Annotated in this window: 14 protein-coding genes and 2 pseudogenes; 10 read left to right on the forward strand and 6 right to left on the reverse strand. The window is 73.7% G+C overall.

Features of this window, described 5'->3' with window-relative positions:
* Positions 1-94 precede the first annotated feature (94 nt).
* Together SNA_RS28995 and SNA_RS41705 are read left to right on the forward strand one after the other, a co-directional pair.
* Complete coding sequence (locus SNA_RS28995) at positions 95-1,384, forward strand: molybdopterin-dependent oxidoreductase (RefSeq protein ID WP_044367527.1); 1,290 nt, start codon at positions 95-97, stop codon at positions 1,382-1,384.
* A complete protein-coding gene (locus SNA_RS41705; protein WP_420823521.1) occupies positions 1,381-1,971 on the forward strand; it encodes a hypothetical protein in 591 nt (196 codons plus the stop codon). The genes SNA_RS28995 and SNA_RS41705 overlap by 4 nt, the downstream gene beginning before the upstream one ends.
* A 200-nt stretch (positions 1,972-2,171) precedes the next feature.
* Here SNA_RS41705 and SNA_RS45375 read toward each other — a convergent pair.
* The 5 genes and pseudogenes from SNA_RS45375 to SNA_RS29015 form a co-directional block, all read right to left on the reverse strand.
* Positions 2,172-2,606 (reverse strand): annotated as a pseudogene (locus SNA_RS45375) (class I SAM-dependent methyltransferase); the annotation flags it as partial.
* A complete protein-coding gene (locus SNA_RS29005) occupies positions 2,603-3,262 on the reverse strand; it encodes a TIGR04282 family arsenosugar biosynthesis glycosyltransferase (RefSeq protein ID WP_044367529.1) in 660 nt (219 codons plus the stop codon). The gene SNA_RS29005 and the pseudogene SNA_RS45375, both read right to left, overlap by 4 nt.
* Positions 3,259-4,002, reverse strand: coding sequence for a glycosyltransferase family 2 protein (locus tag SNA_RS44440; RefSeq protein WP_051877450.1), 744 nt, complete (start codon positions 4,000-4,002; stop codon positions 3,259-3,261). The genes SNA_RS29005 and SNA_RS44440 overlap by 4 nt, the downstream gene beginning before the upstream one ends.
* A gap of 30 nt (positions 4,003-4,032) precedes the next feature.
* Positions 4,033-5,100 (reverse strand): annotated as a pseudogene (locus tag SNA_RS44445) (NAD-dependent epimerase/dehydratase family protein); the annotation flags it as partial.
* A gap of 53 nt (positions 5,101-5,153) precedes the next feature.
* Complete coding sequence (locus SNA_RS29015) at positions 5,154-6,182, reverse strand: YihY/virulence factor BrkB family protein (RefSeq protein ID WP_044367531.1); 1,029 nt, start codon at positions 6,180-6,182, stop codon at positions 5,154-5,156.
* 18 nt (positions 6,183-6,200) lie between these two features.
* Here SNA_RS29015 and SNA_RS29020 point away from each other — a divergent pair, with 18 nt between their 5' ends.
* Positions 6,201-7,841 carry an acyl-CoA dehydrogenase family protein gene (locus SNA_RS29020; RefSeq protein WP_030069000.1) on the forward strand — a complete coding sequence of 547 codons (1,641 nt, stop codon included), beginning with the start codon at positions 6,201-6,203 and terminating at the stop codon, positions 7,839-7,841.
* Positions 7,842-7,962: 121 nt separating this feature from the next.
* Here SNA_RS29020 and SNA_RS29025 read toward each other — a convergent pair whose 3' ends face one another.
* Positions 7,963-8,379 carry a hypothetical protein gene (locus SNA_RS29025; RefSeq protein ID WP_030068998.1) on the reverse strand — a complete coding sequence of 139 codons (417 nt, stop codon included), beginning with the start codon at positions 8,377-8,379 and terminating at the stop codon, positions 7,963-7,965.
* 298 nt (positions 8,380-8,677) lie between these two features.
* Between SNA_RS29025 and SNA_RS29030 the strand changes: the two genes are divergently transcribed.
* The 7 genes from SNA_RS29030 to SNA_RS29050 all read left to right on the forward strand — a co-directional run bounded on the left by SNA_RS29030 (position 8,678) and on the right by SNA_RS29050 (position 15,042).
* Entirely contained in the window at positions 8,678-9,997 is a 1,320-nt protein-coding gene (locus tag SNA_RS29030; RefSeq protein WP_044367534.1) for a helix-turn-helix domain-containing protein, read from the forward strand.
* Between the two features lie 318 nt (positions 9,998-10,315).
* Positions 10,316-11,182 carry an LLM class flavin-dependent oxidoreductase gene (locus SNA_RS29035; RefSeq protein ID WP_044367536.1) on the forward strand — a complete coding sequence of 289 codons (867 nt, stop codon included), beginning with the start codon at positions 10,316-10,318 and terminating at the stop codon, positions 11,180-11,182.
* 98 nt (positions 11,183-11,280) lie between these two features.
* Positions 11,281-11,940 carry a GNAT family N-acetyltransferase gene (locus SNA_RS29040; RefSeq protein WP_078970282.1) on the forward strand — a complete coding sequence of 220 codons (660 nt, stop codon included), beginning with the start codon at positions 11,281-11,283 and terminating at the stop codon, positions 11,938-11,940.
* A 92-nt stretch (positions 11,941-12,032) separates the two neighbouring features.
* Positions 12,033-12,116, forward strand: coding sequence for a putative leader peptide (locus SNA_RS45380; protein WP_350257049.1), 84 nt, complete (start codon positions 12,033-12,035; stop codon positions 12,114-12,116).
* Between the two features lie 211 nt (positions 12,117-12,327).
* Complete coding sequence (locus tag SNA_RS29045; RefSeq protein ID WP_030068991.1) at positions 12,328-14,040, forward strand: nitrite/sulfite reductase; 1,713 nt, start codon at positions 12,328-12,330, stop codon at positions 14,038-14,040.
* 115 nt (positions 14,041-14,155) lie between these two features.
* Positions 14,156-14,356, forward strand: a complete 201-nt coding sequence (locus tag SNA_RS40645) for a hypothetical protein (RefSeq protein WP_078970283.1) — start codon at positions 14,156-14,158, stop codon at positions 14,354-14,356.
* A complete protein-coding gene (locus SNA_RS29050) occupies positions 14,353-15,042 on the forward strand; it encodes a phosphoadenylyl-sulfate reductase (protein WP_030068989.1) in 690 nt (229 codons plus the stop codon). The genes SNA_RS40645 and SNA_RS29050 overlap by 4 nt, the downstream gene beginning before the upstream one ends.
* The last annotated feature ends 47 nt before the right edge of the window (positions 15,043-15,089 follow it).

A 15,089-nucleotide genomic window follows, 5' to 3' on the forward strand; every position in this document is an offset into this window, starting at 1 on the left:
AAGCGGGCGGCGGGGCGCCGCCGATCCGCTGACGTCAGAGTTTCGTCACCGGTCAGGGCCCCTTGGCGCACCGTGCGCGGCTTACGGTCGGCGCATGGGTGCCTTTCGCCTCACTTCCCCGACTCCCCCGACCTCCCCGTCCTTCTGGCGCAGTCCGCTGCGCGGCCCCCGGCTGACGGCCCTGCTCGGGGTCGTCCTGCTGGCCGGTGTCACGCTGCTGTTCGTGACCGGGCTGCTGTCGTACGCCGCCTACAACCCGGATCTGGCGGGCGGCGTCAACGACCAGACCCCGGACAAGGGCCTGCTCGGCTTCTATCTCTTCCCCTGGCCGACGGGCCCGTACTGGCTCTACCGGGTCACCCAGGGCCTCCATGTCACCCTCGGCATCGCCCTGGTGCCCGTGCTGCTGGCCAAGCTCTGGTCGGTCATCCCGAAGCTGTTCACGCTGCCGCCGGCCCGGTCCCCCGGGCATGCGCTGGAGCGGCTGTCGCTGCTGTTGCTGGTCGGCGGCGCGCTGTTCGAGTTCGTCACGGGGATTCTCAACATCCAGCTGGACTACGTCTTCCCCGGGTCGTTCTACCGGCTGCACTTCTACGGGGCGTGGGTGTTCATCGGTGCGTTCGTGGCGCATGTGGTGCTGCGGATGCCGCGGACGGTGCGGGCGCTGCGCGAGCGCACCGACCCGCCGTCGGACGCCGACGAGACCGGGCTGGTCGCCCCGCGGCCCGCCCCGCCGACCGTCTCGCGGCGCGGCGCGCTGTGGCTGGTCGGCGGCGGCTCGCTGCTGCTGTTCGCGACGACGGCGGGGCAGAGCATCGGCGGACGGTGGCGGCGTACGGCCCTGCTGGCGCCGCACGGCGGGGCGGACCCGGGCAGCGGGCCGAACGGCTTCCAGATCAACAAGACCGCCGCCCATGTCGGGATCCGCCCGCAGGAAACCGGCGACGACTGGCGGCTGACGATTGAAGTCGGCGGGCTGGGGGCACCTCCCAGCGGTAGCCGGGGGAGGGTGCGGCTGAGCCGCGCCGAGCTGCTGCGGATGCCGCAGCATCAGGCGGCGCTGCCGATCGCCTGTGTCGAGGGCTGGTCGACGGACGATCAGCTGTGGAGCGGGGTGCGGCTGCGCGATCTGGCCGCGCTGGTGGGGCTGGGCGAACGGCCGCCGGACGTCCTGGTGGAGTCGCTCCAGCTGCACGGCGCGTTCCGGCGGGCCGCGCTGCGCGCCAACCAGGTGCGCGACGGGCGCGCCCTGCTCGCGCTGCGGGTGGGCGGCGCTGAGCTGTCCGCGGACCACGGCTATCCGGCGCGGATCATCGTGCCGGGCGCGCCCGGGGTGCTCAACACCAAGTGGGTGTCCCGGCTGACCTTCGGGGAGCCGTCATGAGGGGGCGGTGGACGCGGCGGCCGACGGCACGGCTGACGGCGGCGCTGACGCGGCTGAGGCGCCGTTGCCGCTACGGCGAGGGGACGCTGCATCTGCTGCTGATGCTCGCCTCGTTCGCGCTCACCGGCTACGCGGGCCTGCGGCTGCTCGGCGGCGCCCGGTGGCCGCTGGTCGTGGTGTGGTTCGCCGGGGCGGCGCTGCTGCACGATCTGGTGCTGCTGCCGCTGTACTCGCTCGCCGACCGGGTGGTGAGCGCGGCGACGGCGGGCACCCGGCGGCACCGGGCCTGGACGGCCCATGTCCGGGTGCCCGCCGCGCTGTCGGGGCTGTTGCTGCTGGTGTGGTTCCCGCTGATCGCGGGTTCGGCGGGAACGCCGGGCGGCCTGCCGACGGCGGACTACACGTCCGTCACCGGCCTGCCCGGCGGGGACTTCTTCGCCTGCTGGCTGCTGCTGACCGCCGGGCTGTTCGCCCTCTCGGCGCTGGTGCTGTCGGCCCGTACGGCGGGGCCCCTGCTGCGCAGTACGGCGGCGCGGGTGCGGCGGCGCAGGGCCACGAAGCGGCGCTCGGCGGATTCGGGCCGCTGATCCGGGGGCGCCGGAACGGACCACGTTTCCGCCGGCGCCCAGCCGGCCGCGGCCGCGTACCGCAGCAGCGCGGGGGTGCCCACCCGGGCCCAGGGGAAGAAGCCGCCCGCTGCGCCGGATCCGCCGTCGACCTGGACCTCGACCCGTTCGTCGACGTCCGCGGCCGTGGTCTCCACGATCAACGTGCCGCGCGGGGCGAGGAGTTCGGCGGTCCGCAGGAGCAGGGCGCGGGGGTCGCCGCCGATGCCGATGTTGCCGTCCAGGAGCAGCGCGGTGCCCCAGCGCCCTTCGTCCGGGAGGGGGTCGAAGACCGAACGGCACAGGGCGGTGCCGCCGATCGCGGCCGTACGGGCCACCGCGGCCTCGCTCACATCGATGCCGAGCGCCCGGCGGCCCTGCGCGGCCAGCGCGGCGACGAGCCGGCCGGGACCGCAGCCGATGTCGAGCACACTGCCCTTGCAGCGGCGCAGCGCCGACCGGTCCGCGGCGTCGGTGCCGCCGCACCAGCGCTCGACCTCCAGGGGCAGCAGCCAGCCGTCGGCGCGGCGCAGGAACAGCGGACCGCGGCCGCTGCGCAGCGCATCGGCGTACGGATCGGCGCCCCAGGTGGGGGCGGCATGGGTGGTCGCGCTCATCGTCCGGCGACCGCCGTCAGCCGGGCCAGGGTGGCGGCGAAGCGTCCGCCGGGCGCGGCGGCCGCGACGGCACCGGCGTCGGCGGCCGTGTCGACGTCGCGCAGCGGCGGCAGATCCCGTACCCGCAGGCCGGCCGCGAGCAGCCGGGCGCGCTGGGAGGCACCGGTGTGCGGGGTCGACATCGGGACGCCGCGGAGCAGTCGGGGGTCCGGCTCGGCCAGGCCGAGTGCCCAGAAACCACCGTCCTCGGCCGGGCCGAACCAGGCATCGCAGTCCCGCCAGGCCGCCGACTCCAGTGCGGGGGCGAGGAGTTGCGGGGTGATCTGCGGGGTGTCCATGCCCAGGAGGAGGGTCGGGCCCCGGCTGCCGGCGAAGGCGGCGGCCAGCCGTTCGTCGAGGCCGCCCGCGCACTGGGGGCGCACCTCGAACCCGTCGGGCAGCCAGCCGCCGGGCCGCCCGTCGAGAACGACGACCCGGCTCCGGGCGGGCATGGCCCGTACGGCACACAGGGTGTCGTACAGCGCTGCCCCCGCCAGCTCGGCGGCCTGGTGCGGGGTGTAGGGCGGGGTGAGCCGGGTCTTGACCCGGCCGGGCACCGGCTCCTTGGCGATGACCAGTACGGCCGTCGGACCGGTGCCGCCGTCCGAGGGGCTCATCGGGCCGTCTCCTTCACCGTCGCGTCCGTACGGGCCCCGGGCGGGGGCTGGCGCAGCACGCCGCGCATATCGCGGACCGCGTGCCAGGTGCCGCGCCAGGTGCCGGTGACCTTGGAGCGGCCGGTGCGCGGGTGGTAGGGGACGTCGCGTTCGGCGATCCGCCAGCCCGCGTCGGCGGCGCGGACGACCATCTGGAGCGGATAGCCGCTGCGGCGGTCGGTGAGGTCCAGGTCCAGCAGGGCGCCGCGGCGGGCGGCGCGCAGCGGGCCGAGGTCGTGCAGGCGCAGGCCGGTGCGGCGGCGCAGCATCCGGGTCAGGGCGAGGTTGCCGAACCGGGCGTGCGGGGGCCAGGCGCCGCGGCCCTGGGGGCGTCGGCGGCCCAGCACCAGATCCGCCTCGCCGTCGCGTACGGCCTGTACGAAGGGCGCCAGCAGGCCCGGGTCGAGGGAGGCGTCGCAGTCGCAGAAGCAGACGATGTCGGCGTCGGCGGCGAGCAGTCCGGCGTGGCAGGCGGCGCCGAAGCCGCGGCGGGGTTCGGTCACGACGGTGGCGCCCAGATCGCGGGCGAGCGCGGCGGAGCCGTCCGTGGAACCGTTGTCGACCACGATCGCCCGCCAGCCCTCGGGAATACGGGCCAGCACCCAGGGCAGCGCGGCGGCCTCGTCCAGACAGGGCAGCACCACGTCCACCGGGGCGGGGCGCCGCGGGGAGGCGCGACGGGGGGAGGCGGACGCGGCCACCGGGGCATCCGCCGGACCGGCCGACCGCGCCCCTTCTTCGTCCCCCCTCCCCTCGCGCATCTCCTCCCGCGCGAACTCCGCCATCCCCTCCGCGAATCCGGTCGCCGCCCGCCAGCCGAGCTCCTCGGCGATCCGCCGCGAGGACGCCGTGATGTGCCGGACGTCGCCCAGCCGGTACTCCCCCGTCACCACGGGCTCCGGCCCGCCGCACGCCGCGGCCAGCACCCGGGCCATCTCCCCGACGGTGTGCGGCTCGCCGCTGCCCGTGTTGTACGCGGTCAGCACCCCCGGCTCCCGGCCGGGCAGCGCCTCCAGCGCCACCGCATTGGCCGTCGCGACGTCCCGGACATGGACGAAGTCCCGCCGCTGGCCGCCGTCCTCGTACACCGTGGGGGCCTGACCGCGGGCCAGCGCGGAGCGGAAGAAGGAGGCGACACCGGCGTACGGGGTGTCGCGTGGCATCCCCGGCCCGTAGACGTTGTGGTAGCGCAGCGCGACGGCCCGGCCGCCGGTCGCGCGGGCCCACGAGGCGGCGAGATGTTCCTGGGCGAGTTTGGTCGTGGCATACACATTGCGGGGGTCGACGGGCGCGTCCTCGCCGACCAGGCCCGGCCTCAAGGGTGCCGCGCAGACCGGACAGCGCGGCTCGAACCGGCCCGCGTCCAGATCGGCCACCGCCCGCGGCCCGGGACGCACCACCCCGTGTTCGGCACAGGTGTAGCGGCCCTCCCCGTAGACCACCATCGACCCGGCGAGCACCAGCGCCCCGACCCCGGCCTCGGCCATCTCCGCCAGCAGCACGGCCGTGCCCAGGTCGTTGCAGCCGACGTAGGCGGGCGCATCCGCGAAGTTCTGGCCCAGGCCCACCATCGCCGCCTGGTGGCACACCGCGTCCACCCCGTGCAGCGCCCCGGCGACCGCCGCCCGGTCCCGTACGTCCGCGACGATCCGCCGCTCGCCCGGCCGCGGCGGAGGCGGCTTTGGATGGGCGGACGGCAACAGCGCATCGAGGACGACCACTTCATGTCCCCGCGCCTCCAGCACGGCGACGACCTGTGATCCGATGAACCCGGCCCCGCCGGTGACCAGTACACGCATGCCGGTCACGCTAAGCGCAACGGCCCGCCACGGCCCGCGTGGCGGAGCGCGCGTCATGGGTCCGTAAGATCCCCGGGCTCCCCGCCGGCCGCGTCCTCGCCCGGCGTCGTCCTCCCCTCCCCCACCGCATGCACCCGTCGCTCCCGTTCCGCACGGCCCGCGGCCGTGGCGTCCGAGGGCCAGACGCGGTCGAGGGCGGCGTTCATCGCGGCGCCGACCAGTACGGCGAAGGCCGACACCCCGATCCACAGGAGGACGGCGACCGGCGCGGCCAGCGACCCGTAGATCGTCGGGCCCTCGACCGTCGAGCCGAGGTAGAGGCGGAGCAGGAAGCTGCCCAGGACCCACATCGCCAGGGCGACCACGGCACCGGGGAGGTCCTCGCGCCAGGGCGAACGGACGGGTACCGACACGTGGTAGAGCGTGGTCAGAAAGGCGATCGACAGGATCAGCACGACCGGCCAGTACAGCGCCCGGACGACACCGGCGCTGGCCGGCAGCCAGCCGACGACCGCGTCCGGCCCGGCCACCATCAGCGGCAGCGCGATGGCACCGACGGCCAGCGCGGCGAGGTAGAGCACGAAGGAGAGCAGCCGGGTGCGGACGATGCCGCGCCGCCCGTCGAGCCCGTACATGATCGTGATGGTGTCGACGAAGACGTTCAGCGCCCGGGAGCCGGACCACAGGGCGAAGGCGAAGCCGAGCGAGATGACGTCGGGGCGGCGGCCGGTGAAGATGTCGTCCAGCAGGGGCCGGGCGATCTCGTTGACGCCCTTGCCGGAGAGCACGGTGGCGGAGGCGCCGAGGATGTTCTGCCGGATGCTGTCGATGGTGTCGTGGCCGATCCACTGCTCCATATAGCCCAGCAGCCCGATCAGTCCCAGGATCAGCGGCGGCAGCGACAGCAGGCAGAAGAACGCGGCCTCGGCGGCCAGCCCGGTGACGCGGTACTCCATGCAGGAGCGCACGATGTCCTTGGTCAGCAGCCAGACCAGCCGCCGCACGGAGACGTTGCGGTACAGGACCCGGGCCCTGGTCAGGCGGCCCGCCGGCCGTTTGACTGGTTCGTTTGCTGGCGGCACCTCCTTACCGTAGCTGCCATGGCAGCCAGCACTCATACGGTCACGAACCAGCCCCCGCCGCTGGTGGGATACGACGTCTTCGCCTCGGACGCGGCGCTCACCGAGGGCGTCACGCGGTATGTCGCGGACGACCGGCTCGACGAGGTACGGGAGGAACTGACCCGGCTCGGCCAGGCGGCCGGTTCGGCGCACGCCCAGCAGTGGGGCGGACAGGCCAACGCCCACCCGCCGGCCCTGCGGACCCACGACCGCTATGGGCACCGCATCGACGAGGTGGAGTTCCACCCGGCCTGGCACCGACTGCTGGGCCATGCCGTCACGGCCGGTCTGACGGACGCGTGGTCGCGCCCCGACGGGCACCTGCGCCGCACCGCCGGGTTCCTCCTCTGGACGCAGGCCGAGGCGGGCCACACCTGTCCGCTGTCGATGACCCATGCGGCGGTGCCCGCGCTGCGCGCCGACCCGGAGCTGGCCGCACGGTGGGAGCCGCTGCTGACCTCGCACATCTACGAGCAGGAACTGCGGCCGCCCGCCGAGAAGGGCGGGGTGCTGGCGGGGATGGCGATGACGGAGAAGCAGGGCGGCAGCGACGTACGGACCAACACCACGCACGCCGAGCCGCTGGCCGCGCCCGGTGAGTATCTGCTGACCGGGCACAAGTGGTTCTGTTCGGCGCCGATGTCGGACGTCTTCCTGGTCCTGGCCCAGGCGCCCGGAGGGCTCACCTGCTTCCTGCTGCCGCGGGTGCTGCCGGACGGGACCCGTAACTCCTTCCGCATCCAGCGGCTCAAGGACAAGCTCGGCAACCGCGCGAACGCCTCGGCGGAGATCGAGTTCGACGGGCGGACCTGGGCGCAGCGGGTGGGCGAGGAGGGGCGCGGGGTGGCGACGATCATCGAGATGGTCGCGGCGACCCGACTGGACTGTGTGACGGGAGCGGCGGCGGTGATGCGGCAGGCGGTGGCGCAGGCGGTGCACCACTGCGCCTACCGGGAGGCGTTCGGCGGACCGCTGATCGACAAACCGCTGATGCGCAATGTGCTGGCCGATCTGGCGCTGGAGTCGGAGGCGGCGACGACGTTGGCGCTGCGGCTGGCGGCCGCCTACGACAGCGATTCCGAGCACGACCGGCACCTGCTGCGGCTGGCGGTACCGGCCGCCAAGTACTGGGTGACCAAACGGTGCACCCCGGTGACGGCCGAGGCGCTGGAGTGCCTGGGCGGCAACGGCTACGTCGAGGAATCGGGGATGCCGCGGCTGCTGCGGGAGGCGCCGCTGAACTCCATCTGGGAGGGCTCGGGCAACGTCCAGGCGCTGGACGTCCTGCGGGCGCTGCAACGCGAACCGGCCGCGCTGAACGCCTGTCTGACGGAGATCGGCACGGCCCGCGGCGCGGACCACCGGCTGGACCGCGCGATCAAGGGCCTGCTGACCGAACTGGCCGATCTGGACGGCATCGAGGCCCGGGCGCGCCGCCTGACCGAGCGCCTGGCACTGGTCCTCCAGGGCTCGCTGCTGGTACGCCACGCACCGCCCGAGGTCGCGGACGCCTTCTGCGCCTCCCGCCTGGGCGGCGATGCGGGCGCGGCGTTCGGGACGCTGCCGCACACCCTGGACCTGGCCTCGGTCGTGGCGCGGGCACGGCCGGTCGTGAGGTAGCGAGGCGGGGCCGGTCGTGAGGTGGCGGGGCGGGGCTTGTCCGGTGGACCGGGGCCGGGCCCTGATCCACCGGACAGGCCCCGGGAGGGATGCCGCGCCGACTCGGCACCCCTCCCGGTCTCTAGGGCCACCGCGGCGGGTCCGCCGCGGTCCGGCCGCGTACCGCCGCATCGATGGCCACGACGATCTCGCCGTCGGGCGCGTCCGGCCCGAAGCCGGCCAGCAGCCCGCGGGCCTCGAAGTAGCGCAGCACGCGGCCCGCCTCCTCCCCCTCCGTACGGCCCGGTGCCCGCAGATGGACCACCAGGTCGGCGAAGGACCGCGCGGGCAGCAGGCCGCCGACTCCGGCCACCCGGTCGAGCAGGTGCGGTGCGCCGTCGATGACATAGCCGTCGACGGGCAGCGGGTGACGTCTGATCAGCACGTCGACCGCGGGCAGCCGGGGCACCCCGTAGTGCACGGCCAGCCGTCCGGCCCGTGCGAGACGCGGTCCCTCCGCCGCCCCGATCACCACGACACGCGGAGCGAGGGCCCTCATCTGCGCTCCCTCCCCGCGCCGCCCTGCGGATGTGGCAGCGGCCGACGCCATCCCCGGCGGACGGCCGGTGCATCGCCGACGGGTGACCGGCGAGCCTCCGGCCACGGGACGCCATCGGCCGCTGGGATCAGCGTCCCGGGCAGGCGTCATAGGCCACAACGGTTGCAGTCGGTTGCACCTCCCTGCCGTGGATCTGTTCAATGGCCCTCCGCTTTCGGCCTGGTGACGGCACGATGGACTCGGCCCCGGTGGGCGGCCGTCCGGAGGCCGCCGCGGCAGTGGTGCAACGGAGAGCAGCTTGAAGGACACAGCGATCGGCAGCGCCGTCCGGTCGGCCCAGGACATCCGCGAGACCGCCCGCCGCCTCGCCTCGGTCCGCGAGGCCGCGCTGGCGGGCGAGCTGCCGCCCGATGCGCCGCTGGACGCGCCCCGTCCCGTCATCGGCGAATCCTGGTTACGGGCCATCGGCTCGGGCGTCGACCCGGAGCGGGTCCGCGACCAACATCTGCTGTCCGTGGCCGAGTTGGAGCACCGGCGGCAGCAATCGCAGCTGGCGACGGTGCTGCCGGTCCTGGGCGACGGGCTGCTGGCGGCCGCCGATGCCGCACAGCAGATCATGGTCGTCACCGATGCCGAGGGGCGGGTGCTGTGGCGGGAGGGCAGCGCGCCGGTCCGGCGGATGGCCGACCGCCTCGGCTTCGACAAGGGCGCCGACTGGCGCGAGGGCGTGGTCGGCACCAATGCGATCGGCACCGCGCTGGTGGCCCGGCGGCCGGTGCTGGTGCATTCCGCCGAGCACTTCGTCCGCTCCCACCACCAGTGGACGTGCGCCGCGGCGCCGCTGCACGATCCGCGCGACGGCCGGCTGCTGGGCACCGTCGACCTCAGCGGCCCGGCGCCCTCCTTCCACCCCACGACGCTGTCGCTGGTCTCCGCCGTCGCCAGGCTGGCGGAGAGCGAGCTGCGCATCCGGCATCACGCGTCCCTGGAACGGCTGCGTTCCAGCGCGGCGCCGGTGCTGGCGCGGATCGGCGGGCGGGCGCTGGCGGTCGATGCGCACGGCTGGCCCGCCGGGGTCACCGGGATGACGCCGCCGGACCGGGTGGCGCTGCCCAAGGCGCCGCAGGCCGGGCCGCTGTGGCTGCCGCGGTACGGAATGTGCGCGCTGGAGCCGCTGCCCGGTGGCTGGCTGATCCGGGTGGGCCGCGAGGAGCCGGCCGCCGGGCCCAGCCGGGTGCTGCTGGACGTCAGCGGGCGCGACGGGGCGACGGTCACCGTCACCGGTCCGGCCGGCGGCTGGAGCCATGAGCTCTCCCCGCGCCACGCCGAGCTGCTGTTCGTCCTGGCCGCCCGTCATCCGGAGGGCCGCAGCGCCGCCGAACTGGCCCAGGACCTGTTCGGCGACCGCGGCCGTACGGTCACGGTGCGCGCCGAGCTCTCCCGGCTGCGCCGCCATCTGGCCGGCGTTCTGGCGCACCGGCCGTACCGCTTCGCGGACGGGGTGGAGGTGGAACTGCGGTTGCCGTCCGGGCCAGGGCAGCTGCTGCCGCAGTCCTCGGCGCCGGCGGTGGCGGCGGCCAGGCGGGCGGGCACGGAGGCCGGCTCGTGGAGGGAATAGGGGCGGGATTAGGAGCGGGAATAGGGGCGGGCATGGTGGCGGGAGCGGTGGGGGAAATAACCGCGTGCGGACGGGTGTTCGCGTCCTTTATCCTGATCGCGCTCTGAAGACAGCTCTCCAGAAGGACGTCGCAGAACGGGAGCAGCGCGCGCCGGTCAGCCGGTGCGTGGCCAAACGAGTGGGCGACACGACCATCCGCGATGACGCATGCCTGCGTGACCGCATGGCTGTATGCCGTATGTCGGCATGCCTGCCATGCCCGCATGCCGTCCGTGGACGTCACACCCTGCCCACCCGTACGTCCTTCCGGAGGACTCCATGTCCGTTGGCCTCGGCCTTCCCATCGGCGACCCCGCTCAGCTGGTCACCTGGGCCCGGCGCGCCGACGCCACCCCCTTCACCACCCTCGCGCTGCTCGACCGGCTGGTGTACGCCAACCCCGAGCCGCTGATCACGCTGGCCACCCTGGCCGGTGCCACCTCCCGCGTCCGGCTCCAGACCGAGGTGCTGCTCGCCCCGCTGCACCACACCCCGCTGCTCGCGAAACAGGCCGCCACCCTCGATCTGCTCTCCGGCGGCCGTTTCACGCTCGGGATCGGCATCGGCGGGCGCGACGACGACTATCTGGCCGCCGGCGTGGACATCCGCACCCGGGGCCGCCGCCTGGACGGCCAGATGGCCGAGCTGCGGCGGCTGTGGTCCGGCGAGCCGGTCGGCGAGGACGTCGGCCCGATCGGTCCGGCTCCGGCGCGGCCCGGCGGCCCCGAGGTGCTGTTCGGCGGCTTCGTACCGGCGGCCGTGGAACGCGTCGCCCGCTGGGGCGACGGCTTCCTCGGCGCCGCACTCCCGGCCCCGCACATGGACCGGATGTTCCGTGACGTGGAGGCGGCCTGGTCCCGGGCCGGGCGCACGGGACGGCCTCGGCTGCTGGCCCAGGTCAACGTGGCCCTCGGCCCCGAGCCGGTCATCGACCGCGCCCGCCGGGAGATCCGCGCGTACTACGGGCCGGAGCACTCCTACACCGACCACATCGTGAACGGCATGCTCACCACCCGGACGGGGATCCGCGACACGGTGGCCGCGTTCCAGGCCATCGGCGCCGACGAGGTCATGCTCTACTGCTGGTCCCCGGACCCGTCGCAGGTCGACCGTCTCGCCGAGGCGGTCTTCGCGGACCGCCCGTGAGGCGGTTGCCGCACCGGCCCTGACGCTCGCCTCCGGGCCGGTGTACCCCGCACCGGCCCGGAGGCCGGCCGGGGAAGCGGCTGTGATGTGCTGACCCCATGAGCCACTCGGTCACCACCTGGTACCTGGAGCAGACCTCGCCCGCCGATCTCGCCCCCGCCGGGGCGCCGCCCGCGGAGCAGGGGGTCCGTATCGTCCGATCCGAGGTGCCGTCGCCGGAATTCAGCCGGTTCCTCTATACCGCGGTCGGCGGCGATGTGCTGTGGACCGACCGGCTGAGCTGGACGTACGCGCGGTGGGCGGAGCATCTGGGGCGGCCCGGGACGGAGACCTGGGTGGCGTACGAGCGGGGGACGCCCGCCGGGTTCATCGAGCTGAACGCCGGGCCGGAGGGGTCCGTGGAGGTCGCCTACTTCGGGCTGCTCCCCGCCTTCCGGGGGCGCCGGATCGGCGGATGGCTGCTGACGTACGGCCTGGAGCGGGCCTGGGACCTGGCCGGACGGTGGCCGGGCCTGGAGCGGACGACGCGGGTGTGGGTGCACACCTGTAGCGACGACGGGCCGTATGCGCGGGCCAATTACGAGCGGCGCGGGTTCCGGGTGTACGAGACCACGGTGACGGAGGAGGCCGAGGTGGCGATGCCGGGGCCGTGGCCCGGCGCCGGGCCGATCGATCCCGTAACCGATCCCGTAACCGATTCGGTAGCCGACTCCGTCACCGGTTGCGTACGGGACCCCGACGCCGCCACCGGTACGTGACCCACAACACACCGTCCCGCCATTCGGGACGATGATGTCCGAATGTTGGACGACGGTGGACTGGCCGAAGAGCGCCGTGCCACGCTTCCGTCATGTCCAGAGCTGGAATTGCCTTGGTGAGTCGGCGGCACGTCGACCTCGGCCGCATGTCCAGCGCCATTTGTCGGGCGGGGTGACGAAGCGCTGACCAGGGCCATCGAGCCCTGACAGCGCCGCCGGCACCACCGATATCCCGCCGTCCCCATCGTCGCGGACGCGACCGCAACCCCGCCCAGCAGAGCACTCCCGACGCGTTGCCGCGCGCCGCGTTTCGGTGTGTCTGCACAGGTCAGGCGGGCGAGCCGAGTCGAGTTCGCACCCCCCGCCCGCCCAGAAGGACGTACACCCATGGCCGCCCACACCCCGGAGAACCCCCAGCCCTCGGCCGGGGCCGCACAGACGCGCCGCAAGGCCGGCCGCCACCGCGGCGAGGGCCAGTGGGCCGTTGGGCACTTCACGCCGCTCAACGGCAATGAGCAGTTCAAGAAGGACGACGACGGTCTCAATGTGCGGACACGCATTGAGACGATCTACTCCAAGGCCGGTTTCGACTCCATCGACCCCAACGACCTGCGCGGGCGGATGCGTTGGTGGGGCCTGTACACCCAGCGGCGGCCCGGGATCGACGGCGGCAAGACCGCGATCCTGGAGCCCGAGGAGCTGGACGACAAGTACTTCATGCTGCGCGTCCGGATCGACGGCGGGCGGCTCACCACCGCGCAACTGCGGGTGATCGGCGAGATCTCACAGGAGTTCGCGCGCGGTACCGCGGATCTCACCGACCGGCAGAACGTCCAGTACCACTGGATCCGGATCGAGGACGTCCCGGAGATCTGGCGGCGGCTGGAAGAGGTCGGGCTCTCCACCACCGAGGCGTGCGGTGACACCCCGCGCGTCATCCTGGGTTCGCCGGTCGCGGGTATCGCCGAGGACGAGATCATCGACGGCACCCCGGTCATCGAGGAGATCCAGCGCCGGATCATCGGCAACCCCGCGTTCTCCAACCTGCCGCGCAAGTTCAAGTCCGCGGTCTCCGGCTCGCCGCTGCTGGATGTGGCGCACGAGATCAACGACATCTCGTTCGTGGGCGTCGAACACCCCGAGCACGGTCCGGGCTTCGATGTGTGGGTCGGCGGCGGACTGTCGACCAACCCCAAGCTCGGGGTCCGGCTCGGCGCCTGGGTTTCGCGCGAGGAGGCCGCCGATGTCTACGAGGGCGTCATCTCGATCTTCCGCGACTACGGCTACCGGCGGCTGCGCACCCGTGCCCGGCTGAAGTTCCTGGTCGCGGACTGGGGCGTGGAGAAGTTCCGACAGGTGCTGGAGGACGAGTACCTCAAGCGCAAGCTGACCGACGGGCCCGCCCCGGCACAGCCCCTCCAGCAGTGGCGCGATCACGTCGGTGTGCACAGGCAGCAGGACGGCCGTTTCTACGTGGGCTTCGCGCCGCGCGTCGGCAGGGTCGACGGCTCCACCCTCACCAAGATCGCGGAGCTGGCGGCGGAGCACGGCTCGGGCCGGCTGCGGACCACCGCCGAGCAGAAGATGATCGTCCTCGACATCGACGAGTCGCGGGTGGAGTCGCTGGTCGCCGGGCTCGAGGCGCTGGACCTGCGGGTCAAGCCGTCCCCGTTCCGGCGCGGCACGATGGCCTGCACCGGCATCGAGTTCTGCAAGCTGGCGATCGTCGAGACCAAGGGCCGCGGCAGCTCGCTGATCGACGAGCTGGAGCGTCGTCTCCCGGAGTTCGACGAGCCGCTCACCATCAACCTCAACGGCTGCCCCAACGCCTGCGCCCGTATCCAGGTGGCGGACATCGGCCTCAAGGGCCAGCTGGTGCTGGACGACGACGGCAACCAGGTCGAGGGCTACCAGGTGCACCTGGGCGGCGCGCTGGGCCTGGAGGCCGGGTTCGGCCGCAAGGTCCGCGGGCTGAAGGTCACGGCCGACGAACTGCCCGACTACGTCGAGCGGGTGCTGCGCAACTTCCAGGAGCAGCGCACCGACGGCGAACGCTTCGCCCAGTGGGCGGCCCGCGCGGAAGAGGGTGCGCTGAAGTGAGCGAGTCTCGGCGCGCGGCGCCGGCTGGACCGAGGAGCCGCGCAGCGACGAAGGAGCGAGCAGTGACGAAGGAAGCCGGCGAGCAAGAGCGCGCCGAGACTGAGCGGGAGGCACAGTGAGCGAACGTGCCGCCCCGTTCCACTGCCCGTACTGCGGTGACGAGGACCTGCGGCCCTCCGAGGAGGGCTCGGTCCGCGGCGAGGGCGCGGCCTGGGAATGCCGGTCGTGCAGCCGCGCGTTCCGGCTGAAGTTCCTGGGGCTGCTGTCCCAGGGACCGTCGGCTGCACCGTCATCCCGTGCTGGAGGTACGTCGTGACCACTGCCCCCGATCTACAGCAGCTCGCCGAGCGGGCGGGCCGCGAGCTGGAGGAGGCGGCCCCCCTGGAGATCCTGGCCTGGGCCGCGGAGACCTTCGGCGCCCGCTTCTGCGTGACCTCCTCCATGGAGGACGCGGTCGTCGCCCATCTCGCCTCGCGCGCCATGCCGGGCGTGGACGTGGTGTTCCTCGACACCGGCTACCACTTCCCGGAGACCATCGGCACGCGGGACGCGGTGGCCGAGGTGATGGACGTCAACGTCATCACGCTGACGCCCCGTCAGACGGTGGCCGAGCAGGACGCCGAGTACGGTCCCCGGCTGCACGACCGCGACCCGGACCGCTGCTGCGCGCTGCGCAAGGTCACGCCGCTGGAGGAGGGCCTGGCCGGCTACGACGCCTGGGCGACCGGGCTGCGCCGGGACGAGTCCCCGACCCGGGCCGGCACCCCGGTCGTCGGCTGGGACGCCCGGCGGCAGAAGGTCAAGATCTCCCCGATCGCCCGCTGGACGCAGGCCGATGTGGACGCCTACATCGCCGAGCACGGGGTGCTGACCAACCCGCTGCTGATGGACGGCTACGCCTCCGTCGGCTGCGCCCCCTGCACCCGCCGGGTCCTGGCGGGCGAGGACGCACGGGCGGGCCGCTGGGCGGGCAGCAACAAGACCGAATGCGGCCTGCACTGATGGCCGGAACACGGAACGACCGAGACGTTGTGGAAGTTCAGGAGAAG

The organism is Streptomyces natalensis ATCC 27448, from assembly GCF_000935125.1.
Taxonomy (GTDB): Bacteria; Actinomycetota; Actinomycetes; order Streptomycetales; family Streptomycetaceae; genus Streptomyces; species Streptomyces natalensis.

Excerpts from the sequence above, each read along its gene's own strand:
- SNA_RS29020 (WP_030069000.1), top strand. The coding sequence starts at position 6,201 with ATGGCAGCCAGCACTCATACGGTCACGAACCAGCCCCCGCCGCTGGTG.
- SNA_RS41705 (WP_420823521.1), top strand. The coding sequence starts at position 1,381 with ATGAGGGGGCGGTGGACGCGGCGGCCGACGGCACGGCTGACGGCGGCG.
- SNA_RS45380 (WP_350257049.1), top strand. The coding sequence starts at position 12,033 with ATGTCCAGAGCTGGAATTGCCTTGGTGAGTCGGCGGCACGTCGACCTC.
- SNA_RS29045 (WP_030068991.1), top strand. The coding sequence starts at position 12,328 with ATGGCCGCCCACACCCCGGAGAACCCCCAGCCCTCGGCCGGGGCCGCA.
- SNA_RS29025 (WP_030068998.1), bottom strand. The coding sequence starts at position 8,379 with ATGAGGGCCCTCGCTCCGCGTGTCGTGGTGATCGGGGCGGCGGAGGGA.
- SNA_RS29040 (WP_078970282.1), top strand. The coding sequence starts at position 11,281 with ATGAGCCACTCGGTCACCACCTGGTACCTGGAGCAGACCTCGCCCGCC.
- SNA_RS29005 (WP_044367529.1), bottom strand. The coding sequence starts at position 3,262 with ATGAGCCCCTCGGACGGCGGCACCGGTCCGACGGCCGTACTGGTCATC.
- SNA_RS29035 (WP_044367536.1), top strand. The coding sequence starts at position 10,316 with ATGTCCGTTGGCCTCGGCCTTCCCATCGGCGACCCCGCTCAGCTGGTC.
- SNA_RS28995 (WP_044367527.1), top strand. The coding sequence starts at position 95 with ATGGGTGCCTTTCGCCTCACTTCCCCGACTCCCCCGACCTCCCCGTCC.